16 protein-coding genes are annotated in these 20,115 nt (G+C 57.8%); 9 read left to right on the top strand and 7 right to left on the bottom strand.

Annotated elements, in window-relative coordinates; genetic code table 11:
• Window positions 1-357 (bottom strand): ArsC family reductase, encoded by a 357-nt coding sequence (locus tag GNG29_RS16420; RefSeq protein WP_103180672.1) that lies wholly within the window; start codon window positions 355-357, stop codon window positions 1-3.
• Window positions 358-746: 389 nt separating this feature from the next.
• On the opposite strand from GNG29_RS16420, the gene ypfM reads away from it, so the two are divergent.
• Window positions 747-806 carry a protein YpfM gene (ypfM, locus tag GNG29_RS16415; RefSeq protein ID WP_015572204.1) on the top strand — a complete coding sequence of 20 codons (60 nt, stop codon included), beginning with the start codon at window positions 747-749 and terminating at the stop codon, window positions 804-806.
• A gap of 107 nt (window positions 807-913) precedes the next feature.
• Here ypfM and acrD read toward each other — a convergent pair whose 3' ends face one another.
• Window positions 914-4,027 carry a multidrug efflux RND transporter permease AcrD gene (acrD, locus tag GNG29_RS16410; RefSeq protein ID WP_156655012.1) on the bottom strand — a complete coding sequence of 1,038 codons (3,114 nt, stop codon included), beginning with the start codon at window positions 4,025-4,027 and terminating at the stop codon, window positions 914-916.
• Window positions 4,028-4,226: 199 nt separating this feature from the next.
• On the bottom strand, window positions 4,227-5,921 hold the full coding sequence (narQ, locus tag GNG29_RS16405; protein ID WP_156655011.1) for a nitrate/nitrite two-component system sensor histidine kinase NarQ: 1,695 nt from the start codon (window positions 5,919-5,921) through the stop codon (window positions 4,227-4,229).
• A 197-nt stretch (window positions 5,922-6,118) separates the two neighbouring features.
• Here narQ and aegA point away from each other — a divergent pair, with 197 nt between their 5' ends.
• The 3 genes from aegA to GNG29_RS16390 all read left to right on the top strand — a co-directional run bounded on the left by aegA (window position 6,119) and on the right by GNG29_RS16390 (window position 9,890).
• Window positions 6,119-8,080, top strand: a complete 1,962-nt coding sequence (aegA, locus tag GNG29_RS16400; protein WP_156655010.1) for a formate-dependent uric acid utilization protein AegA — start codon at window positions 6,119-6,121, stop codon at window positions 8,078-8,080.
• A gap of 65 nt (window positions 8,081-8,145) precedes the next feature.
• A complete protein-coding gene (gene nudK / locus GNG29_RS16395; RefSeq protein WP_103181120.1) occupies window positions 8,146-8,721 on the top strand; it encodes a GDP-mannose pyrophosphatase NudK in 576 nt (191 codons plus the stop codon).
• 125 nt (window positions 8,722-8,846) lie between these two features.
• Entirely contained in the window at window positions 8,847-9,890 is a 1,044-nt protein-coding gene (locus GNG29_RS16390) for a DUF1176 domain-containing protein (RefSeq protein ID WP_103180668.1), read from the top strand.
• 86 nt (window positions 9,891-9,976) lie between these two features.
• Here the strand turns inward: GNG29_RS16390 and tkt are convergent, their stop codons facing one another.
• Both tkt and tal read right to left on the bottom strand, forming a co-directional pair.
• Entirely contained in the window at window positions 9,977-11,965 is a 1,989-nt protein-coding gene (tkt, locus tag GNG29_RS16385; protein ID WP_103180667.1) for a transketolase, read from the bottom strand.
• A gap of 19 nt (window positions 11,966-11,984) precedes the next feature.
• Window positions 11,985-12,935 carry a transaldolase gene (gene tal, locus GNG29_RS16380; RefSeq protein WP_103180666.1) on the bottom strand — a complete coding sequence of 317 codons (951 nt, stop codon included), beginning with the start codon at window positions 12,933-12,935 and terminating at the stop codon, window positions 11,985-11,987.
• A 290-nt stretch (window positions 12,936-13,225) separates the two neighbouring features.
• Here tal and maeB point away from each other — a divergent pair, with 290 nt between their 5' ends.
• The gene (gene maeB / locus GNG29_RS16375) at window positions 13,226-15,505 is read left to right on the top strand and encodes an NADP-dependent oxaloacetate-decarboxylating malate dehydrogenase (RefSeq protein WP_156655009.1); all 2,280 of its coding nucleotides are present in this window, start codon (window positions 13,226-13,228) and stop codon (window positions 15,503-15,505) included.
• 69 nt (window positions 15,506-15,574) lie between these two features.
• Here the strand turns inward: maeB and hemF are convergent, their stop codons facing one another.
• A complete protein-coding gene (gene hemF / locus GNG29_RS16370; protein WP_103180663.1) occupies window positions 15,575-16,474 on the bottom strand; it encodes an oxygen-dependent coproporphyrinogen oxidase in 900 nt (299 codons plus the stop codon).
• Complete coding sequence (gene amiA, locus GNG29_RS16365) at window positions 16,474-17,349, bottom strand: N-acetylmuramoyl-L-alanine amidase AmiA (RefSeq protein WP_103180661.1); 876 nt, start codon at window positions 17,347-17,349, stop codon at window positions 16,474-16,476. Before amiA ends, hemF begins: the two co-directional genes overlap by 1 nt.
• Window positions 17,350-17,561: 212 nt before the next feature.
• Here amiA and GNG29_RS16360 point away from each other — a divergent pair, with 212 nt between their 5' ends.
• The 4 genes from GNG29_RS16360 to GNG29_RS16345 all read left to right on the top strand — a co-directional run bounded on the left by GNG29_RS16360 (window position 17,562) and on the right by GNG29_RS16345 (window position 20,054).
• The gene (locus GNG29_RS16360; protein WP_032613000.1) at window positions 17,562-17,987 is read left to right on the top strand and encodes a GNAT family acetyltransferase; all 426 of its coding nucleotides are present in this window, start codon (window positions 17,562-17,564) and stop codon (window positions 17,985-17,987) included.
• Complete coding sequence (locus GNG29_RS16355; RefSeq protein WP_103180659.1) at window positions 17,974-18,423, top strand: DUF2919 domain-containing protein; 450 nt, start codon at window positions 17,974-17,976, stop codon at window positions 18,421-18,423. The genes GNG29_RS16360 and GNG29_RS16355 overlap by 14 nt, the downstream gene beginning before the upstream one ends.
• Window positions 18,424-18,485: 62 nt before the next feature.
• Window positions 18,486-19,061 (top strand): RpoE-regulated lipoprotein, encoded by a 576-nt coding sequence (locus GNG29_RS16350; RefSeq protein ID WP_156655007.1) that lies wholly within the window; start codon window positions 18,486-18,488, stop codon window positions 19,059-19,061.
• Window positions 19,062-19,154: 93 nt separating this feature from the next.
• On the top strand, window positions 19,155-20,054 hold the full coding sequence (locus GNG29_RS16345; RefSeq protein ID WP_156655005.1) for a Dyp-type peroxidase: 900 nt from the start codon (window positions 19,155-19,157) through the stop codon (window positions 20,052-20,054).
• Window positions 20,055-20,115: the final 61 nt, after the last annotated feature.

Below are 20,115 nucleotides of genomic sequence, written 5' to 3'. Positions count from 1 at the left end.
CTACACCTCAATAAAATAGGTTTGGTATTGATTTTCGTTGAAACCCAGCAGCATAGGCTTACCGGGCGCCCAGAGCAATGGGCGTTTGATGATTGCGGGCATTTCCACCATTAATGCGGCTGCGCTGTCGGCATTGTTGATGCTGGCCCGCACACTTTCATCCAGTTTGCGCCAGGTGGTGCCGCGCGTGTTGAGCAGCGCCTCCCAGCCGAGCTCAGCAATAAATTTCTGCATCAAATCAGCATCAATACCGTCGGCGCGATAGTCGTGAAAACGGTACTCAATGTTGTTGTGCTCCAGCCAGCGGCGGGCTTTTTTAATGGTGTCGCAATTTTTAATGCCATACAGGGTGATCATGGTGAATCCTTTTGTCTTAAAAGTGGTCAGTTGCTCAGTAATTTCGATGAGTAAACGTTTGTGGAAATATAACACATTTGTTTTATTACCTTATTGAATATTCAGCAGCGTGACAAATTGCACTTAAGTCCTGAATATAATTTCATCTTTATTGCATAGAGCGCTGATAGCCAAAAATGCATTTAAGAACAGCTACAAAGTTATTTTCCCGGCCCTGATTAAGGTTATTTCAAAATATTGCAGTTGGTCACATAAAATTTAACGCGAAGAGCCCATAGTATCTACAAGCCAGTCGTACCAACGGGGGTAGAGCAGTATCACTGATTAAAAACTCTTCACAATGATGATATATTCTCGTAGAATGGCCGATAATAATAAGAGAGGTAGTTATGATTGAACGTGAACTGGGGAACTGGAAAGATTTTATCGAAGGCATGCTTCGTAAATGACATTCAGCAAGTAACGCAAGAGCACTTAATTTTCTAAATAATAAAAGTGTGAAAATTAACACACAAAAAAGGCGGCCGGTAAGGACGCCTTTTTTATTATCAAGATCTTATTTCTGTTTTTCCTTTAACGGAAAACGTCGCCGTACCAGCACAAAGAACAGCGGAACAAAGTAAATGGCGAGAACAGTGGCCGAAATCATCCCGCCCATCACCCCGGTACCCACCGCATGCTGACTGCTGGAGCCCGCGCCAGAGCTGGTGGCCATCGGCAGAACGCCAAACACAAACGCCAGCGAGGTCATCAGGATGGGGCGCAGGCGCTGGCGACAGGCTTCCAGGGTGGCGGCCATCAGCTCCTGACCTTTTTCATTCATCTCGTTGGCGAACTCGACAATCAGAATGGCGTTCTTCGCCGACAGACCGATGACCGTTAACAGCCCTACCTGGAAATAGACATCATTTTCCAGGCCGCGCATCCAGGTGGCGAGCAGGGCGCCGATAACCCCCAGCGGCACCACCAGCATCACCGAGAATGGCACCGACCAGCTCTCATACAGCGCGGCCAGACAGAGGAATACCACCAGCAGCGACAGGGCATACAGCGCCGGAGCCTGGGCTCCCGAGAGGCGTTCCTGATAGGACATGGCGGTCCACTCGAGACCAAATCCGGCAGGCAGCTGCCGCACCAGATTTTCCATCACATCCATCGCGGTTCCGGTACTGACGCCCGGCGCGGCTTCACCGACAATCTCCACCGCGGCGTAGCCGTTGTAGCGCTCCAGGCGCGGCGAGCCCGTCTCCCAGCGCGAGGTGGCAAAGGCCGAGAAGGGCACCATGCCGCCCTCTTTATTGCGCACGTACCACAGGTTGATATCGTCCGGCAACATGCGGTATTTGGCCGCCGCCTGCACGTAGACCTTTTTCACGCGGCCACGATCCATAAAGTCGTTCACGTAGCTCGAACCCCACGCGGTTTGCAGGGTGTCGTTGATATCATCGATGGAGACGCCCAGCGCCTGGGCTTTACGCTGATCGATATCGATCTGCATCTGCGGGCTATCGTCCAGACCGTTGTGACGCACGCGGGTCAGGGAAGGTTCTTCTCCGGCCAGCTCCAGCAGACGGTCGCGGGCGGCCATCAGCGCATCATGTCCGGCCCCGGCGTGATCCTGCAGCTCCATATCAAAGCCCGCCGAACTGCCGAGCCCGCTGATGGCGGGTGGGCTGCTGGCAAAGACCCGCGCCTCTTTAATGCGGCTGAAGGCTTTGGTGGCGCGCTCGATAATGGCAAACGAGCTGCCGGTTGTGGCATCGCGCTCATCCCAGTCTTTCAGACGGACAAACATACGCGCCACGTTCTGTCCGTTCCCGCCCGGGCCGGAGCCGACGGTGGCAAAGACCGACAGCACGTTGTCTTTCTCCTGATTAAAGAAGTACGACTCTACCTGCTGCACTACCTTCAGAGTCTGCTGCTGGGTCGAGCCGCTCGGTAACTGCACGGAGGTAATAAACATGCCCCGGTCTTCAAGCGGCAGGAACGAGGTGGGCAGCCGCAGGAACATGAAAACCATGCCCCCCAGCAGCAGAATGTAGATCAGCATCCAGCGCAGACTGCGATGCAGAACCCGTCCCACACCCGCCTCATAGCGCGCCGCGTTGCGGTTAAACATGCGGTTGAACCAGCCAAAGAAGCCTTTCTGACCGTGGTGTTCACCTTTATGCAGGGGTTTAAGCAGGGTGGCGCACAGCGCCGGAGTGAGGATCATCGCCACCAGCACCGACAGCACCATCGCCGCCACGATGGTGATTGAGAACTGACGGTAGATCGCCCCGGTGGTACCGCCAAAGAAGGCCATCGGCACAAACACTGCCGACAACACCATGGCGATACCCACCAGCGCGCCCTGGATCTGCTTCATCGATTTACGCGTCGCTTCCCGGGGCGAGAGTCCCTCTTCGCTCATGATACGTTCAACGTTCTCCACCACCACGATGGCATCATCCACCAGCAGGCCTATCGCCAGCACCATCGCAAACATGGTAAGGGTGTTGATGCTGTAGCCAAAGGCGTAGAGCACCGTGAAGGTGCCCATCAACACTACCGGAACGGCGATGGTGGGGATTAATGTTGCGCGGAAGTTTTGCAGGAACAGGTACATGACTAAAAACACCAGCGCGATGGCTTCGAGCAGGGTTTTCACCACATCCTCAATAGAAGCCTTCACGAACGAGGTGGTCTCGTAGGCGATTTTGTACTCCAGCCCGTGCGGGAAGTAGTGCGACAGCTCGTCGAGACGGTCGATAACCCGTTCTGCGGTGGCCATCTCGTTGGCGCCGGAAGCCAGCTTAACCCCCAGCCCGGAGGCCGCCTTGCCGTTAAAGCGGCTCAGGTAATCATACTTCTCGGCCCCCATCTCCACGGTGGCGACATCCCCCAGGCGCACCTCGGAGCCATCCTGATTGACACGCAGGGTGATGTCGCGGAACTGCTGGGGCGTTTGCAACAGCGACTGGGAGTTAATGGTGGCATTCAGTGCCTGTTTATCCACGGACGGCGTGCCCCCCAACTGACCCACCGCAATCTGGGCGTTCTGCGATTCAATGGCGTCGGTGACATCTTTCACGGTCATCTGGAAGCTGTTGAGCTTCGCCGGGTCGAGCCAGATGCGCATGGAGTACTGCGACCCGTAGGCGTCGATATCCCCCACGCCGTTGATACGGCTCAGCGGATCCTGAATATTACTGGCGACATAGTCGGCGATATCCTGCTTATCCATTGAACCGTCAGTGGAGACAAAGGCGATGGTCAGGATGTTGGTATCGCCGGTTTTACGCACCGTCACGCCCTGGTTTTGCACCGCCTGCGGCAGCTTACGCAAGGCTGACTGAAGCTGGTTTTGCACCTGCTGCACCGCTTCATCCGGGTCGGCGCCCGCGGTAAAGCTGAGCGTTATCGACGCCTGGCCGGTGGCGCTGCTCTGGGAGGACATGTACATCAGGTTGTCGAGGCCCGTCATATTCTGTTCAATCACCTGGGTAACGGTGTTCTCCAGAGTTTGTGCGGATGCCCCCGGATAGTTAGCCGTGATCCGCACGTTAGGTGGGGCCAGATCCGGGTACTGCTCAACAGGGAGAGAAAAAATAGCCAGCGTGCCGGTCAGGCACAATAAAATTGCCAGCACCCAGGCAAAAATGGGGCGATCGATGAAAAAATTCGCCATTAAAATAGGACCTCGTTTTGCTGCGCGTCGTCATTGTAGATAGCCCGCTTCACTCTAGCGGCAAGGGGGATGTCAAACGTGGAGAAATAAAGGAGATAATGTAAATTATCATGCGCTTTTTCCGCGCCATCGCCCTGGTGCAGCGGTGAGTATTGTTCATCTGCGTGGCTGACAGGCGATCCCCCGCCTGTTTTTACCGTTATTTACCCTCGGTTGCGGTCGAAGAACAAAAGCGCACGCTGACCTGGGTACCGCCAGCTGGCGGCTGTGAGAAGCTCAGGGTTCCCCCCAGCCGGTCGGCACGTTCACGCATAATGTTCAGACCGTAGTGGCCCGGAGGTTCGCTGGCATCACCAATGCCGATGCCGTTATCGCAAATTGTCACCGTGTGCTTGCCATCCGGGGCGGTGATGCAGCAGACCGTGATGTCGCTGGCCTGCGCATGCTTGATGGCGTTCAGTACCGCCTCCCGGACAATCTGCAACAGGTGGACCTGCATCTGTGCATCCAGCGCCAGAGACGAAAGCTGGCAGTCGAGAGTCAGCCGCGCAGCGGTCTGTTTTTGTAAGTCATCCAGCATCTCCTGCAACGCAGCCGGCAGATTGGCCTGGTTCAGCGTCAGGCGGAAGGTGGTAAGCAGCTCGCGCAGCTGGCGGTAGGCGGCATTCAGTGCCTGGGAAAAATCGGTAATGATCCCCTGCGCCGTTTCGTTTTCTTCCGGCACCGCATGTTTGAGCAGCGTCAGCTGGATCCGCAGATAAGAGAGCACTTGCGCCAGCGAATCATGCAGTTCGCGAGCAATAGTGGCGCGCTCCTCCATCAACAGCAGCTGGTGATAGTGCTTCTGCGCCTGGTTGGAAAAGAGGCCGCGGCCAAGCATCGTCGCCACGCTTTTCATCAGCGGCATCGGGACGGGGCGCTGCGCGCTTTGCCAGCGCAGCTCACCGAAGCGGGTCTCCATCATCACTACCGGCAGCACCTGGGTGTCGAGATGCAGTGCGGCTTCACCCTCCTGCATCTGCCAGCCGTCGCTGGTGTGCAGGGCCAGATACGTGATCCCGGTATATTCGCAAACAATGTGCAGGATGTGGCGGAAGCAGTGACTGTCAATCTTGTCGGTGTTCAACGCCTGGGAGCAGGTAAACAGCATCTCCAGCTGCTGGTGGGCTTCGTGCAGGTGGTGCGTCTTCTCTTCAACCGAAATCTCCAGCGAGCGGTACAGGGTGTGCAGCTCCGCCGACATATGGTTAAAGGTGCGGGAGAGCAGGCCAAGCTCATTGGAGAGATCGGTATTCGGCACCGGGGTATCAAAATGACCTTGTTCAATGCGCAAACTGGAGGTGACCAGGTGATTGAGCGGGGCGACAACCTGCTGGCGGATGCGGCGGAGGGTGACAAACACCAGCAGAAAAATACTGGCCCCACCGGCAAAGGAGATGGCGAAGACCAGGGTGATCTTACGTTCGGCATAGTGCTGCAGGGAGAGGACAAAGGCGTCGATACGCGCCACATACTCGTCCATCTGCGCCTGATACCAGGCGTAATCACCCTGAGCGAGTTTCTGATCCACCGCCTGCCACCGGATCTGCAGCTGGCGATAGCGCTGCTTAACCTCGTCCGGGACATACCAGCTGTTCAGGGTTTGCAGGGCAGGGGCGTCCAGGGTTTGTTGCCAGATCCGGCGATGAGGCACCAGGTCGACGCTGCCCCGCTGAATGTCGTAACCCAGGCGATAGCTCTGCATCCGTAACGAACCGGCCAGGTTGATGGCTTCAGCATCACGCTGGCCGCTGGCGAGCGTAAACAGCGCAATCGCGCTGGTCAGCAGCGACAGGGCAATGATGGAGAAAAAGGCCCGGGCAAGGCTGCGTGAAACAGGTTGTTTAACTCTCACCGGTCGCGTCCTGATAAGCATTTGTGCAAGGGAATGAAACGTAATTTCACCCGCGCTGAAATAAATTGATCTGATACAGGTTCAGGCGAAATATTTTCCGTTCCTGGGCAAATGAACATTGCCTGTTACCGTTGCGGTGGGTAAATACACTATTCCGTTAAAAGAATAAGGTTATCAGGGCCAGCAAGGGAACCGTCATGAACCGTTTTATTATGGCAAATAGCCAGCAATGTATTGGATGCTATGCCTGCGAGGTCGCTTGCGTCATGGCACATAATAATGAGCAACATGCCCTCAGCCAGCGCCATTTTACCCCGCGCATCACCGTGGTCAAAGAGGGCACTAAACAGAGCGCCGTAACCTGCCACCACTGTGAAAACGCCCCCTGCGCCCAGAGCTGCCCGAACGGGGCCATCAGCCGCATGCATGACAGTGTACAGGTGGATCAGCGCAAATGTATCGGCTGTAAAGCCTGTGTGGTTGCCTGCCCGTTTGGCACCATCGAGATTGTCACTACACCGCTGGCGGCTACCGCTCAGAAGTGCGATCTCTGCCTTGAGCGTCCGCAGGGGCCCGCCTGTGTGGCGAACTGCCCGGCGGATGCCCTGTCGTTGGTGACGCCCGATAACCTGAACCAGCTGGCTCGCGCCCGGCAACTGCGCACGGCGCGCCATGAGGCCCAGCCGTGGCAGACCCGGGCGGCGAGCGTGACCAGAACAGGTAGCAAACGCGAGCAGCTGGCAGCTACGCCCGCGCGTGGCGAGCCGGATAAGCTCACCCCTGAGGCGCGGGCGGGTAATTTCAACGAAATCTATCTGCCGTTCCGTCCGGCGCAGGCGAAGCGGGAAGCCGACCGATGCCTTACCTGCGGCGAGCACTCGGTATGCGAATGGACCTGCCCGCTGCACAATCATATCCCCCAGTGGATCGAACGGGTGAAAGCGGGGGATATCGCTGGGGCGGTCGAGCTCTCTCACCAGACCAACTGCCTGCCGGAAGTAACAGGCCGGGTCTGCCCGCAGGACAAACTGTGCGAAGGCGCCTGCACGGTGCGCGACGTGGCCGGGTCGGTGACCATTGGCAACATCGAACGCTATATCTCCGACCAGGCGCTGGCGAAAGGCTGGCGACCGGACCTGAGCCACGTTACGCCGGTCAATAAGCAGGTGGCCATCATCGGCGCTGGGCCCGCCGGGCTGGCGTGCGCTGACGCGTTGATCCGTCGCGGCGTCAGCGTCACGGTCTTTGACCGCCACCCGGAAATTGGCGGCCTGCTCACCTTCGGTATTCCGGCCTTTAAGCTGGATAAATCCCTGCTGGCCCGCCGCCGGGAGATCTTCACCGCCATGGGCATCCGCTTCGAACTGAACTGCGAGGTGGGTAAAGATATCCCGCTGGCGCAGCTGCTCAGCGAGTACGATGCCCTCTTTGTCGGGGTGGGAACCTATCGCTCAATGAAAGCGGGTATTCCCAATGAAGATGCGCCGGGCGTTTACGATGCGCTGCCGTTCCTGGTGGGCAATACCCGTCAGCTGATGGGGCTGCCGCCGTCGGTGGAAGAGCCCTTCGTCGATACCGCCGGACTCAACGTCGTGGTGCTGGGTGGCGGCGATACGGCGATGGACTGTGTGCGCACCGCTCTGCGCCACGGAGCGGCGAATGTCACCTGCGCCTATCGCCGGGATGAGGCCAATATGCCGGGCTCGAAAAAAGAGGTTAAAAACGCCAGAGAAGAGGGCGCGACCTTTGAGTTTAACGTCCAGCCGGTGGAGCTCACCCTCGATGACGCCGGGCGGGTCAACGGCATCCGCCTGCTGCGCACCCGGCTGGGTGAGCCGGATGCGCAGGGACGCCGTCGTCCGGAGCCCATCGAGGGCAGCGAGTTTGTGATGCCTGCCGGGGCGGTGATTATGGCCTTTGGCTTTAACCCGCATGCGATGCCCTGGCTACAGGCGCAGGGGGTTGAGGTGGATGACTGGGGCAGGATTGCGGCAAGCGTGGAATCGCGCTATCGCTACCAGACCAGCAACCCGCAGATATTTGCCGGTGGCGACGCGGTGCGGGGAGCCGATCTGGTGGTAACGGCGATGGCGGAAGGGCGACACGCCGCCCTGGGGATCGCCGACTGGCTTGGGGTCGCTTCTCCCACCGAACATTAACCCGACGGGCGACAAGGCGGGTTTCGCAGCGTAGTATGGCCAGTATTGAGCGCAACGGAGCCCGTATTACCGTGAAAATTGAATTAATTAAAGACAAGTGCCTTTCGGATAACTATTTCATCCTGCGCAACCTGACCTACGATCTGACGCGGCGTAACGGTGAGGTGGTGCGCCACAAACGCGAAGTTTACGATCGGGGTAACGGTGCCACGGTCCTGCTTTACAACCGTGAGAAGCAGAGCGTGGTGTTGATTCGCCAGTTCCGCATTGCCACTTGGGTGAATGGCAACCCCGACGGGCGCCTGATTGAAACCTGTGCCGGACTGCTGGATAACGATGAGCCGGAAGTGTGCATTCGCAAAGAGGCGATTGAAGAGACCGGCTTTGTCGTCGGCGAGGCACGCAAAGTTTTTGAGCTCTATATGTCTCCGGGCGGCGTAACGGAAATCGTCCATTTCTTCGTGGCGGAATACAGCGACGCCCGGCGCGCCGGAGAGGGCGGGGGCATCGAAGATGAGGAGATCGAGGTGCTGGAGCTGCCCTTTGCTCAGGCATTATCGATGATACAATCGGGTGAAATACGGGACGGCAAAACGGTGATATTATTACAGTATTTGCAAAGTTCCGGGTTAATGGCTTGATCTTGTTGCCGTTAATAAGATGTATTCAGAATAAATCTATCCGATAAATCTGATTGAGCAACCCCGGTCTGAGCAGGAAGATACGCTCTGTCTGTTCAGCTATTGCTTCCGGGATCCTGCTATTCATGCGTCACTGCCTTTTACTTGTTTTCATGCTCAGCGTGCTGCCCGCGACGTTAGCCCGGGCAGCACCTGCACAGCGGTCGTTTATCGACTGGCAGGTGACCTGCAACAACCAGAACTTTTGCATCGCCCGTAATACCGGCGAACATCACGGGCTGGTGATGACCTTAAGCCGCAGCGCGGGTGCAAAAACTGACGCGCTGCTGCGCATCGATCTCGGTGGGCTGGCAACGCCCGATCCTAAACAGCCCGCCATTGCTCCCCGCTTGCTGCTCGACGGCGAGCCGTTGCAGCTTGGCCCCCCGCACTGGCAAATCACCCCCTGGCGTCTGACGACCGACCATGCCGCCACCATTACTGCCCTGCTGACTACGCTTCAGCAAAAAAGGGTCATCACGCTCGCTGGTGGCAAGCAGGTCATCTCCCTGGATGGGATGAAAGAGGCGCTACAGTTTATTGATGCCCAGCAAAAGCGTGGCGGAAGCGAAACCGCGTGGATCAACAAAGGGGCGCAACCCCCGCTGAGCGTACCGCCCGCACCGGCGCTAAAAGAGGTGGCCGTGGTAAACCCGACGCCGACGCCGCTCACTCGCGAGGAGCGCAGCGATCTGCTCGACTATGGCACCTGGCGTATCAACAACAGCCAGTGTTCACTTGACCCGGCGCGTCGTGAAGTGCGGGTCACCGCCCTGACGGATGACAAAGCGCTGCTGATGGTTGGCTGCGAGGCGGGGGCGTACAACACCGTCGATTTGGCCTGGCTGGTCTCACGCAAAAAGCCGTTTGCTTCCCATGCGGTACGTCTGCGCCTGCCGTTTGTTCCCGCCAGCGACAGCAGCGAGATGGAGTTAATGAACGCCAGTTTTGATGAGAAGAGCCGCGAGCTGACAACCCTTGCGCTGGGACGCGGGATTGCCGACTGCGGTATCCAGACGCGCTGGCGTTTTACCGGTCAGCGCTTCCGTCTGGTACGGTATGCGGAAGAGCCAAGCTGTGATAACTGGCATGGGCCGGATGCATGGCCGACGTTGTGGATAACGCGCTAAAATGCCGGGTGGCGCTGCGCTAACCCGGCCCACGGATGACGTTAACCTTCCAGGCCCGGCAAGCACAGCGCCGCCGGGCAAACCCCTTACAGTAAGGCCTGCGCCTTCTCGACCACATTCTCCACCGTAAAGCCGAAGAACGGGAACAGCTTCTCGGCCGGGGCGGATTCACCGTAGCCGGTCATGCCGACAATCTTCCCTTTCAGCCCGACATATTTGTACCAGTAGTCCGCGATACCCGCTTCCACCGCCACACGGGCCGTCACGTCTGATGGCAGCACCGACTCGCGGTACTCTTCATCCTGAGCATCAAAGATATCCGTTGAAGGCAGCGACACCACCCGTACTGCATGGCCTTCGGCGGTGAGCTTCTCCGCCGCCTTGACGGTGATCTCCATCTCCGAACCGGTCGCAATCAAAATCAGATCCGGCTTGCCGCCGCTGTCTTTCAGGATATACCCCCCGCGGGCAATATTTTTCACCTGTTCCGGGGTACGCTCGATCTGCGCCAGGTTCTGGCGGGAGAGGATCAGCGCCGTCGGGCCGTTGTGGCGCTCTATCGCCAGCTTCCAGCCGACAGCGGCTTCAACCTGATCGCACGGTCGCCAGGTGCTGAAGTTCGGCGTCAGACGCAGGCTGGCCAGCTGTTCCACCGCCTGGTGAGTTGGGCCATCTTCCCCCAGACCGATGGAGTCGTGGGTATAAACCATGATTTGCCGGGCCTTCATCAGTGCCGCCATACGCGCGGCGTTACGCGCATACTCCACAAACATCAGGAAGGTGGCGGTATAAGGCACAAACCCGCCGTGGTGGGCGATACCGTTGGCAATAGCGGTCATGCCGAACTCGCGCACCCCGTAGTGGATGTAGTTCCCGGCGATATCTTCCTTGAGCGAGGTCGAGCCCGACCAGATAGTCAGGTTACTCGGTGCCAGGTCCGCCGAGCCGCCGAGCAGCTCCGGCAGGATCGGGCCAATAGCGTTAAGGACGTTTTGCGAGGCCTTACGGGTGGCGATTTTCGCCGGATTAGCCTGTAAATTCTCAATCAGCGCCTGGGTGGTCTCTTCCCAGTTTTCAGGCAGGCCACCCCCCATGCGACGGCTGAACTCTGCCGCCAGCTCCGGATGGGCTTTCTGATAGGCAGCAAATTTGTCGTTCCAGGCCGCCTGCGCTTTTTCGCCCTCTTCACGGGCATCCCAGGCTTTGTAGATCTCTTTAGGGATCTCAAAGGCCGGGTATTTCCAGCCCAGCTTCTGCCGCGTCAGAGCTACTTCCTCTTCCCCCAGCGCCGCGCCGTGGGACTCTTCTTTGCCGGCTTTGTTCGGGGAACCAAATCCGATGACCGTGCGACAGATTATCAGCGACGGTTTATCGGTTACGCTTTGCGCTTCCTGAATGGCCGCTTTCAGTGCCTCTGGATCGTGGCCGTCAATCTCATGCACCACGTGCCAGTTATAGGCCTCAAAGCGTTTGGCCGTGTCGTCGGTGAACCAACCCTCGGTTTCGCCGTCGATGGAGATGCCGTTGTGATCGTAGAAGCCGATCAGCTTGCCCAGGCCCAGCGTGCCCGCCAGGGAACAGACCTCGTGCGAGATCCCCTCCATCAGACAGCCATCGCCCATAAAGACATAGGTATGGTGATCGACAATCTCATGTCCCGGCTGGTTAAACTGCGCCGCCAGCGTGCGCTCGGCAATCGCCAGCCCGACCGCATTCGCCAGCCCCTGACCGAGCGGCCCGGTGGTGGTTTCAACCCCTGGCGTATAACCCAGTTCCGGGTGCCCCGGCGTTTTTGAGTGCAGCTGACGGAAGTTTTTCAACTCCTCAAGCGGCAGGTTATAGCCGGAGAGGTGCAGCAGGCTATAAAGCAGCATCGAGGCGTGACCGTTAGAGAGAATAAAGCGGTCGCGGTCATACCACGTCGGATCGTTAGGGTTATGTTTCAGGAAGTCGTTCCACAACACTTCGGCAATATCGGCCATGCCCATCGGCGCGCCTGGGTGACCGGAATTGGCTTTTTGCACGGCATCCATGCTGAGGGCGCGAATGGCATTGGCTAACTCTTTACGGGACATAGTTCACTCCATGGCAAGGTTACAGTTTGGCGGCAAGCAGATCTTCGAGTTTGCGCTGGTCGACCGCAAAAAGACGGATCCCTTCTGACAGCTTCTCGACCGCCATGGCGTCCTGATTATGCTCCCAGCGGAATTCGGCTTCGGTCATGGGTTTGGGTTTTGGCAGCACCGTGGAGGAGGGCACCAGACGGCGAATAACCGGCTCATCTTTCTCCTGCAACTCTTTCAGCAGGTTAGGGGAGATGGTCAGGCGGTCGCAGCCGGTGAGGGCCAGGATCTGTTCGGTCCGGCGGAAGCTGGCGCCCATCACGATGGTTTCGTAGCGGTGTTGCTTATAGTAATCGTAGATATTGCGAACGGATTTTACGCCGGGATCCTCATCCACCACATAGGGGTCCATCGGCTGGCGGGCCTGATACCAGTCGTAGATACGCCCGACGAACGGTGAAACCAGATGCACCCCGGCTTCGGCGCAGGCACGCGCCTGAGCGAAGGAGAAGAGCAGGGTCAGGTTACAGTTGATCCCCTCTTTCTCCAGCACTTCGGCCGCGCGGATCCCCTCCCAGGTGGAGGCCAGCTTGATCAGAATGCGCGATTTCTCCACATCCTGCTCCTCGTAGAGCTGCACAATCTGCCGCGCTTTGGCGATGCTCTTCTCCTGGTCGAACGACAGCCGGGCGTCCACTTCGGTAGAGACGCGCCCCGGAATACTTTTCAGAATTTCGCTACCGATATTCACCGCCAGTTTGTCGCTGGCCTCGGCAACCTGTTGCTCTTTGGTCTTCCCGCGGGCTTTACCAAACGTAATAGCGTCGTCAATCAGGTGCGAGAAGTGCTCAAGCCCGGCGGCTTTCAGCAGCAGCGACGGGTTGGTGGTCGCATCCTGGGGTTGATAATGGCGAATAGACTCGATATCACCGCTGTCAGCCACGACTGTGGTGAATTGTTTGATGCCGTCTAGTTGGTTCATAAATGATGACTCCTTGAAAATAAAAGAGTTGGTGGAGTGTGTTAGATCACACTTCTGCGAAATTCGCGATGGACTTAACAAAAAAGCATAGCAGACGGACATGGTCTTGCTTCGCTGGGCAGGTAACATGATTGTTATAAATTGATAACAATTTTTGTTTTTGGATAGTGAGACTTTGGCACCCTTCAAAGTTTGAACCGCGGTCAGCAGCGATACTATCCGCCACCCTGGGTGAACTCAGACCATAACAACATCACCCATTTTGAACGACACGTGAAAGGAACCTTACAATGGACGATCAGTTGAAACAGAGTGCCCTCGATTTTCATGAATTCCCTGTACCCGGCAAAATTCAGGTCTCCCCCACCAAGCCTCTCGCCACCCAGCGCGACCTGGCGTTAGCCTACTCGCCGGGCGTGGCCGCGCCCTGTCTTGAAATCGAAAAAGATCCGCTGGCGGCCTACAAATACACCGCCCGCGGCAACCTGGTGGCGGTGATCTCCAACGGCACCGCGGTGCTGGGGCTGGGGAATATCGGAGCGCTGGCCGGTAAACCGGTGATGGAAGGCAAGGGCGTACTGTTTAAGAAATTTGCCGGTATCGACGTGTTCGATATTGAAGTGGATGAGCTCGACCCGGATAAATTTATCAACGTGGTGGCCGCGCTGGAGCCGACCTTTGGCGGCATCAACCTTGAGGACATCAAAGCGCCGGAATGTTTCTACATCGAGCAGAAACTGCGCGAGCGGATGAACATTCCGGTATTCCACGACGACCAGCACGGAACCGCCATCATCAGCACCGCCGCTATCCTCAATGGCCTGCGGGTGGTGGAGAAAAACCTCTCTGACGTGCGCATGGTGGTCTCCGGTGCGGGTGCGGCAGCTATCGCCTGTATGAACCTGCTGGTGGCGCTGGGGATGCAGAAGCACAACATTGTGGTCTGCGACTCCAAAGGCGTTATTTATAAAGGCCGCGAAGCCAATATGGCGGAGACCAAAGCTGCCTACGCCGTGGAGGATGACGGCAGGCGCACTCTGGCAGAGGTGGTGGAGGGCGCAGATATCTTCCTTGGCTGCTCGGGCCCGAAAGTGCTGAACGAAGAGATGGTGATGAAGATGGCGCGCGCGCCGTTAATCCTCGCCCTGGCCAACCCGGAGCCGGAGATCCTGCCCCCGCTGGCGAAAGCGGTACGCCCGGATGCCATTATCTGTACCGGTCGTTCAGACTACCCAAACCAGGTGAACAACGTTCTCTGCTTCCCGTTCATCTTCCGCGGGGCGCTGGACGTCGGCGCGACCGCCATCAACGAAGAGATGAAGCTGGCAGCGGTTCACGCCATTGCCGAGCTGGCCCATGCGGAGCAGAGCGAAGTGGTGGCCTCCGCCTATGGCGATCAGGATCTGAGCTTTGGCCCGGATTACATTATTCCGAAGCCGTTCGATCCGCGTCTAATTGTCAAAATTGCGCCAGCGGTGGCGAAAGCGGCGATGGATTCCGGCGTGGCAACACGCCCGATCGCCGACTTTGATGCCTACGTCGATAAACTCACCGAATTCGTCTACAAAACCAACCTGTTCATGAAGCCGATCTTCTCCCAGGCGCGCGCGGACGCAAAACGCGTGGTGCTGGCGGAAGGGGAGGAGGCGCGCGTCCTGCACGCCACTCAGGAGCTGGTAAGCCTGGGGCTGGCGAAGCCGATCCTGATTGGTCGTCCGAGCGTGATCGAGATGCGTATCCAGAAGCTGGGTCTGCAGATCAAGCCAGGCGTCGATTTCGAGATCGTCAACAATGAATCCGATCCACGCTTCAAGGAGTACTGGAGCGAGTACTACAGCATCATGAAGCGCCGGGGGATCACCCAGGAGCAGGCGCAGCGGGCGGTGATCGGCAACACCACGGTGATCGGGGCGATCATGGTGCACCGCGGTGAAGCCGACGCGCTGATCTGCGGCACCATCGGTGAGTACCATGAGCACTTCAGCGTGGTGCAGGAGATCTTCGGCTATCGCGACAACGTGCATACTGCCGGGGCGATGAATGCGCTGCTGCTGCCAAGCGGTAACACCTTTATTGCCGATACCTACGTTAACGACGATCCGACCCCGGAACAGCTGGCGGAAATTACGGTGATGGCGGCGGAAACGGTGCGTCGCTTCGGTATCGAACCGAAGGTGGCGCTGCTGTCGCACTCCAACTTTGGCTCATCCAAATCGGCTGCCGCCTGCAAAATGCGCCAGACGCTGGCGCTGGTGCGCGAGCGCGCGCCGGAGCTGATGATCGACGGGGAGATGCATGGCGATGCCGCGCTGGTGGAGAGCATCCGTAACGAGCGGATGCCGGACAGCCCGCTGAAAGGCTCTGCCAACGTACTGATCATGCCGAACGTGGAAGCGGCGCGTATCAGCTACAACCTGCTGCGCGTCTCCAGTTCAGAAGGGGTGACCGTCGGGCCGGTGTTGATGGGGGTGGCGAAACCGGTGCATGTATTAACCCCGATTGCCTCGGTGCGCCGTATCGTGAACATGGTGGCGCTGGCGGTGGTTGAGGCGCAGACGCAGCCGCTGTAGTGGGTAAGTGTCGGGTGGCACTTTCGCTTACCCGACCTGTAGGTCGGGCAAGCGCAGCGCTGCCTGGGGTTAAACCCAGTCGCGAACCTTAATAAAATCCTTCAGGGCAGCCTCCGGGCTGCCTTCTTTTGGCTCATAGCTGTACTCCCAGCGCACCAGCGGCGGCATCGACATCAGAATCGACTCCGTGCGCCCGCCGGTTTGCAGACCGAACAGCGTCCCGCGGTCCCAGACCAGGTTAAACTCCACGTAGCGCCCGCGGCGATAGAGCTGGAACTCGCGCTCGCGCACCCCGTAATTGTGGTTTTTCCGCCGCTCGACAATCGGCAGGTACGCATCGGTATAGCCCTTGCCCACAGCCTGCATAAAGCGGAACGCGGTATCAAAATCGGGGGTGTTGAGATCGTCAAAGAACAGCCCGCCAATGCCGCGCTGCTCGTCGCGATGCTTCAGGTAAAAATAGTCGTCGCACCACTTCTTGTATTTCGGATAGACCTCGTCGCCAAAAGGCTGACACAGATCGCGGGCGGTCTGGTGCCAGTGCACCGCGTCCTCTTCAAAGCCGTAATAAGGCGTTAAGTCGAAGCCGCCACCGAACCACCACACCGGCTCAGCACCCGGTTTTTCGGCGATAAAAAAGCGCACATTAGCGTGGCTGGTCGGTACAAAGGGGTTATGCGGGTGCACCACCAGCGAGACGCCCATTGCCTCAAAGCTGCGGCCTGCCAGCTCCGGGCGGTGCGCGGTGGCCGAGGCGGGCATCGCGTCGCCGTGGACGTGGGAGAAGTTAACCCCGGCCTGCTCGAAGACGCCGCCGTTGCGCAGTACGCGGCTGCGTCCGCCGCCACCGGCCTCGCGCTGCCACTCGTCCTGCTGGAATTCACCGCCATCGACGGCGCTCAGTTTCTGGCAAATGTCATCCTGCAGTTGCAGCAGAAAGGTTTTAACCAGCTGTGCATTGGGTTTCATCAACGTTTCCTGGAGTGCGCTTTCTGGTTATCGAACCAGTTAAAGTAACTGATAATGCCGGAGGCAATCGCGTTGGCGATCTTCTGGCGAAACGCCGTCGTGCCGAGCAGACGCTCCTCTTCCGGGTTGGTAATAAAAGAGGTTTCCACCAGTACTGATGGGATCGACGGCGATTTCAACACCACAAACGCCGCCTGCTCGGTGCCTTTACTGTGCAGACGGTGTACCGGCTTAATCTTCTTCAGAATATGCGAGCCGAGCGTCAGGCTGTTTTTGATGGTATCCGTCTGAACAAGGTCAAACAGCACCTGCTGCAGGAGATGATCTTTGTCGGTGGTTTTCTTTCCGGCCACTTCATCCGCGCGGTTTTCCCGGTCGGAGAGGTATTTTGCCATGGCGCTACTGGCGCCGCGGTTGGAGAGGGCAAATACCGATGCCCCCGCCGCCGACGGGTTAGTAAAGCCGTCGGCATGTATCGACATAAACAGATCCGCGCCGTGCTTGTGGGCGATCTCCACGCGGTCGTACAGCGGAATGAAGGTGTCGCCGGTGCGGGTCAGGCGGGCGTCAATGCCGTTGTTGCGTAAAATCGACCGGACATTTTTTGCAATTGCCAGCACAACGTGTTTTTCTTTCGATCCGTTTCTGCCAATGGCGCCGGTATCAATGCCGCCGTGACCCGGATCGAGCATCACCAGACGCTTCGCGCCGGGTTTTTTGGTTTTGGGTTTACTGTGTCCGTTACTGGTTTTGAGCGTGCTCTCGTCTTTTGCCTGAGCCTGCTTTGCGATGCCCGTTAACGTTAAGGCCGCCAGCCCCGCTTTGAGAACCTGACGACGCGATGTGAGTGCTTTTAATGGTTTGAATGTGCTCATGCGGCCTGAATTGTAAAAATTGGGGTCCTGGTGTTATATCGTATCGTCTTTTCCGTTACGACAGTCCATGTGGCGAATTGTTTTACTTTTCATTTCAATACGTGACAAAGTGCCATTATGCCAAATTTTCAGGCGTTTTTCGCGGGATATTGGCGAAAGCGGGCGTTCGCGTCATAATCACTGTTTTTGAACCCAAAAAGGCGGTTAATACCATGGAGATACGTGTTTTTCGCCAGGCAGACTTCGAAGAGGTGATCACTCTCTGGGAGCGCTGCGAGCTCCTGCGACCGTGGAACGATCCGGAGATGGACATCGAGCGCAAGCTCAATCATGACGTCAGCCTGTTTTTGGTGGCGGAGGTGAACGGCGAAGTGGTAGGCACCGTAATGGGCGGCTACGACGGGCATCGCGGCTCGGCGTACTATCTGGGCGTGCACCCGGAGTTTCGCGGGCGTGGTATCGCCAACGCGCTGCTCAATCGTCTGGAAAAGAAACTGATCGCCCGCGGCTGTCCAAAAATTCAGATCATGGTGCGGGAAGATAACGACATGGTACTGGGTATGTACGAGCGTCTTAACTATGAACATGCCGACGTGCTGACGCTGGGCAAGCGCCTGATAGAAGATGAAGAGTATTGATTTTCACCCGGGCGACTATGACAGCTATGGCCGGGTACGCCTGCCGTTTCTGTTCTGGTGCGTGCTGCTCCTTCAGGCGCGCACCTGGGTGCTGTTCGTGCTGGCTGGCGCCTCCCGGGATCAGGGCAACACGCTGCTGAGCCTGTTTTATCCCGATCGCAATAACTTCTGGCTCGGGCTGCTGCCGGGGCTCCCGGCAGTAGTTGCCTTTTTACTGAGCGGGCGGCGTCATCTCTGGCCGCGCCTGTGGCGTGCGCTGCACGGGCTGCTTATCCTTGCCCAGGGTGTGTTGCTGTGCTGGCAGCCGCTGCTGTGGCTGAACGGCGAAGCCCTGAGCGGCCCAGGCATTGCGCTGGTGGTGGCCGATATTGTGGCGCTGCTGTGGCTGCTGACCCATCCCCGTCTGCGCGCCTGTTTCACCCCCGAGAAAGATTAAACGGCACTTTTTAGCGATGCTGTACTCCAACAAGCGTTCAAATAACCAGAAAGGAACTCCCGATGAAATCGCTGCGTTTACTGTTATGTGCCCTCCCCGTTGTCCTGACGGGCTGCTCAACGCTTTCCGCCGTTAACTGGTCTGCGGCTTATCCCTGGAACTGGTTCGGCTCATCCAGCGATGTGACTGAGCAGGGGGTGGGCAACCTCACCGCCGCCACGCCGCTGGAACAGAGCGCCATCGAATCGGCATTAGGCGGTGATTACCGGCTGCGCAGCGGCATGAAAACCGAGAACGGCAACATTGTGCACTATTACGAAGCACTGAAAGATGACCAACTGGCCCTGGTGATTAACGGTAATAAAGAGACGGTGACGCGCATCGAGGTGCTGGATAGCGACATCGAAACTGACACTGGGGTGAAGATCGGTACTCCGTTCAGCGACCTCTATCAGAAAGCCTACGGCAACTGCGCGAGCGCCCCTGCAGAAGAGGGGGTGGCGGTAGAGTGCAAGGCGGAAGGCAGCCAGCATATCAGCTATGAGTTCAGCGGAACCTGGAATGGCCCGCAAGGGTTAATGCCCTCTGACGACACCCTGAAAAACTGGAAAGTCAGCAAAATTATCTGGCAGCAGTAAATTGCGCCTGGACAAGCCGCCTCGCTGAAAAAGCGGGTATAATCGCCGCCAACCATGCCACGACTTCGTGGCATCTTTTTTTCAGGAGGAGCGATGTCTCAGGTTCAGAGTGGCATTTTGCCAGAACATTGCCGCGCGGCGATTTGGATCGAAGCCAATGTCAAAGGGGATGTTGATGCCCTGCGTGCGGCCAGCAAAGTCTTTATTGATAACGTGGCCACCTTCCAGGCCAAATTCCCGGATGCCCACTGCGGCGCAGTGGTGGCATTTGGTCACAACGTCTGGCGTCAGCTGAGCGGCGGAGAAGGGGCCGAAGAGTTGAAAGACTTTGTCCCTTACGGTAAAGGTCTGGCTCCGGCCACCCAGTACGACGTGCTGATCCATATTCTCTCTCTGCGTCACGACGTGAACTTCTCCATCGCCCAGGCTGCGATGGCTGCCTTTGGCGACTGCGTTGAAGTAAAAGAAGAGATCCACGGTTTCCGCTGGGTGGAAGAGCGCGATCTGAGTGGCTTTGTTGACGGCACCGAAAATCCGGCAGGGGACGAGATCCGTCGTGAAGTCGCGGTGATCAAAGAGGGCGTGGACGCGGGCGGCAGTTACGTCTTCGTCCAGCGCTGGGAGCACAACCTCAAACAGCTCAACCGCATGAGCGTACACGACCAGGAGATGATGATTGGCCGCACCAAAGAGGCCAATGAAGAGATCGACGGCGACGATCGCCCGGCGACCTCTCACCTGAGCCGTGTGGATCTGAAAGAGGATGGCAAAGGGCTGAAGATTGTCCGCCAGAGCCTGCCGTATGGTACCGCCAGCGGCATACACGGCCTCTACTTCTGCGCCTACTGCGCGCGTCTGTATAACATTGAACAGCAGCTGCTGAGCATGTTTGGCGATACCGACGGCAAGCGCGACGCGATGCTGCGTTTCACCAAACCGGTGACCGGCGGCTACTACTTTGCGCCATCCATCGAGCGTCTGCTGGCATTATAAAACGGCACTCCTTTCACAGGCCGGGCAAGCGTAAGCGCCACCCGGCACTTTTCCCGCACCC

This window comes from Leclercia sp. Colony189 (assembly GCF_009740165.1).
In the GTDB taxonomy this organism is placed as follows: Bacteria; Pseudomonadota; Gammaproteobacteria; order Enterobacterales; family Enterobacteriaceae; genus Enterobacter.
This window is presented reverse-complemented; position numbering and strand designations above follow the sequence as displayed.

Bases quoted from the DNA above. Each gene is read 5' to 3' on its own strand.
- GNG29_RS16420 (WP_103180672.1), bottom strand. From the start codon at position 357: ATGATCACCCTGTATGGCATTAAAAATTGCGACACCATTAAAAAAGCC.
- acrD (WP_156655012.1), bottom strand. From the start codon at position 4,027: ATGGCGAATTTTTTCATCGATCGCCCCATTTTTGCCTGGGTGCTGGCA.
- aegA (WP_156655010.1), top strand. From the start codon at position 6,119: ATGAACCGTTTTATTATGGCAAATAGCCAGCAATGTATTGGATGCTAT.
- GNG29_RS16390 (WP_103180668.1), top strand. From the start codon at position 8,847: ATGCGTCACTGCCTTTTACTTGTTTTCATGCTCAGCGTGCTGCCCGCG.
- tkt (WP_103180667.1), bottom strand. From the start codon at position 11,965: ATGTCCCGTAAAGAGTTAGCCAATGCCATTCGCGCCCTCAGCATGGAT.
- tal (WP_103180666.1), bottom strand. From the start codon at position 12,935: ATGAACCAACTAGACGGCATCAAACAATTCACCACAGTCGTGGCTGAC.
- maeB (WP_156655009.1), top strand. From the start codon at position 13,226: ATGGACGATCAGTTGAAACAGAGTGCCCTCGATTTTCATGAATTCCCT.
- hemF (WP_103180663.1), bottom strand. From the start codon at position 16,474: ATGAAACCCAATGCACAGCTGGTTAAAACCTTTCTGCTGCAACTGCAG.
- amiA (WP_103180661.1), bottom strand. From the start codon at position 17,349: ATGAGCACATTCAAACCATTAAAAGCACTCACATCGCGTCGTCAGGTT.
- GNG29_RS16360 (WP_032613000.1), top strand. From the start codon at position 17,562: ATGGAGATACGTGTTTTTCGCCAGGCAGACTTCGAAGAGGTGATCACT.
- GNG29_RS16355 (WP_103180659.1), top strand. From the start codon at position 17,974: ATGAAGAGTATTGATTTTCACCCGGGCGACTATGACAGCTATGGCCGG.
- GNG29_RS16350 (WP_156655007.1), top strand. From the start codon at position 18,486: ATGAAATCGCTGCGTTTACTGTTATGTGCCCTCCCCGTTGTCCTGACG.
- GNG29_RS16345 (WP_156655005.1), top strand. From the start codon at position 19,155: ATGTCTCAGGTTCAGAGTGGCATTTTGCCAGAACATTGCCGCGCGGCG.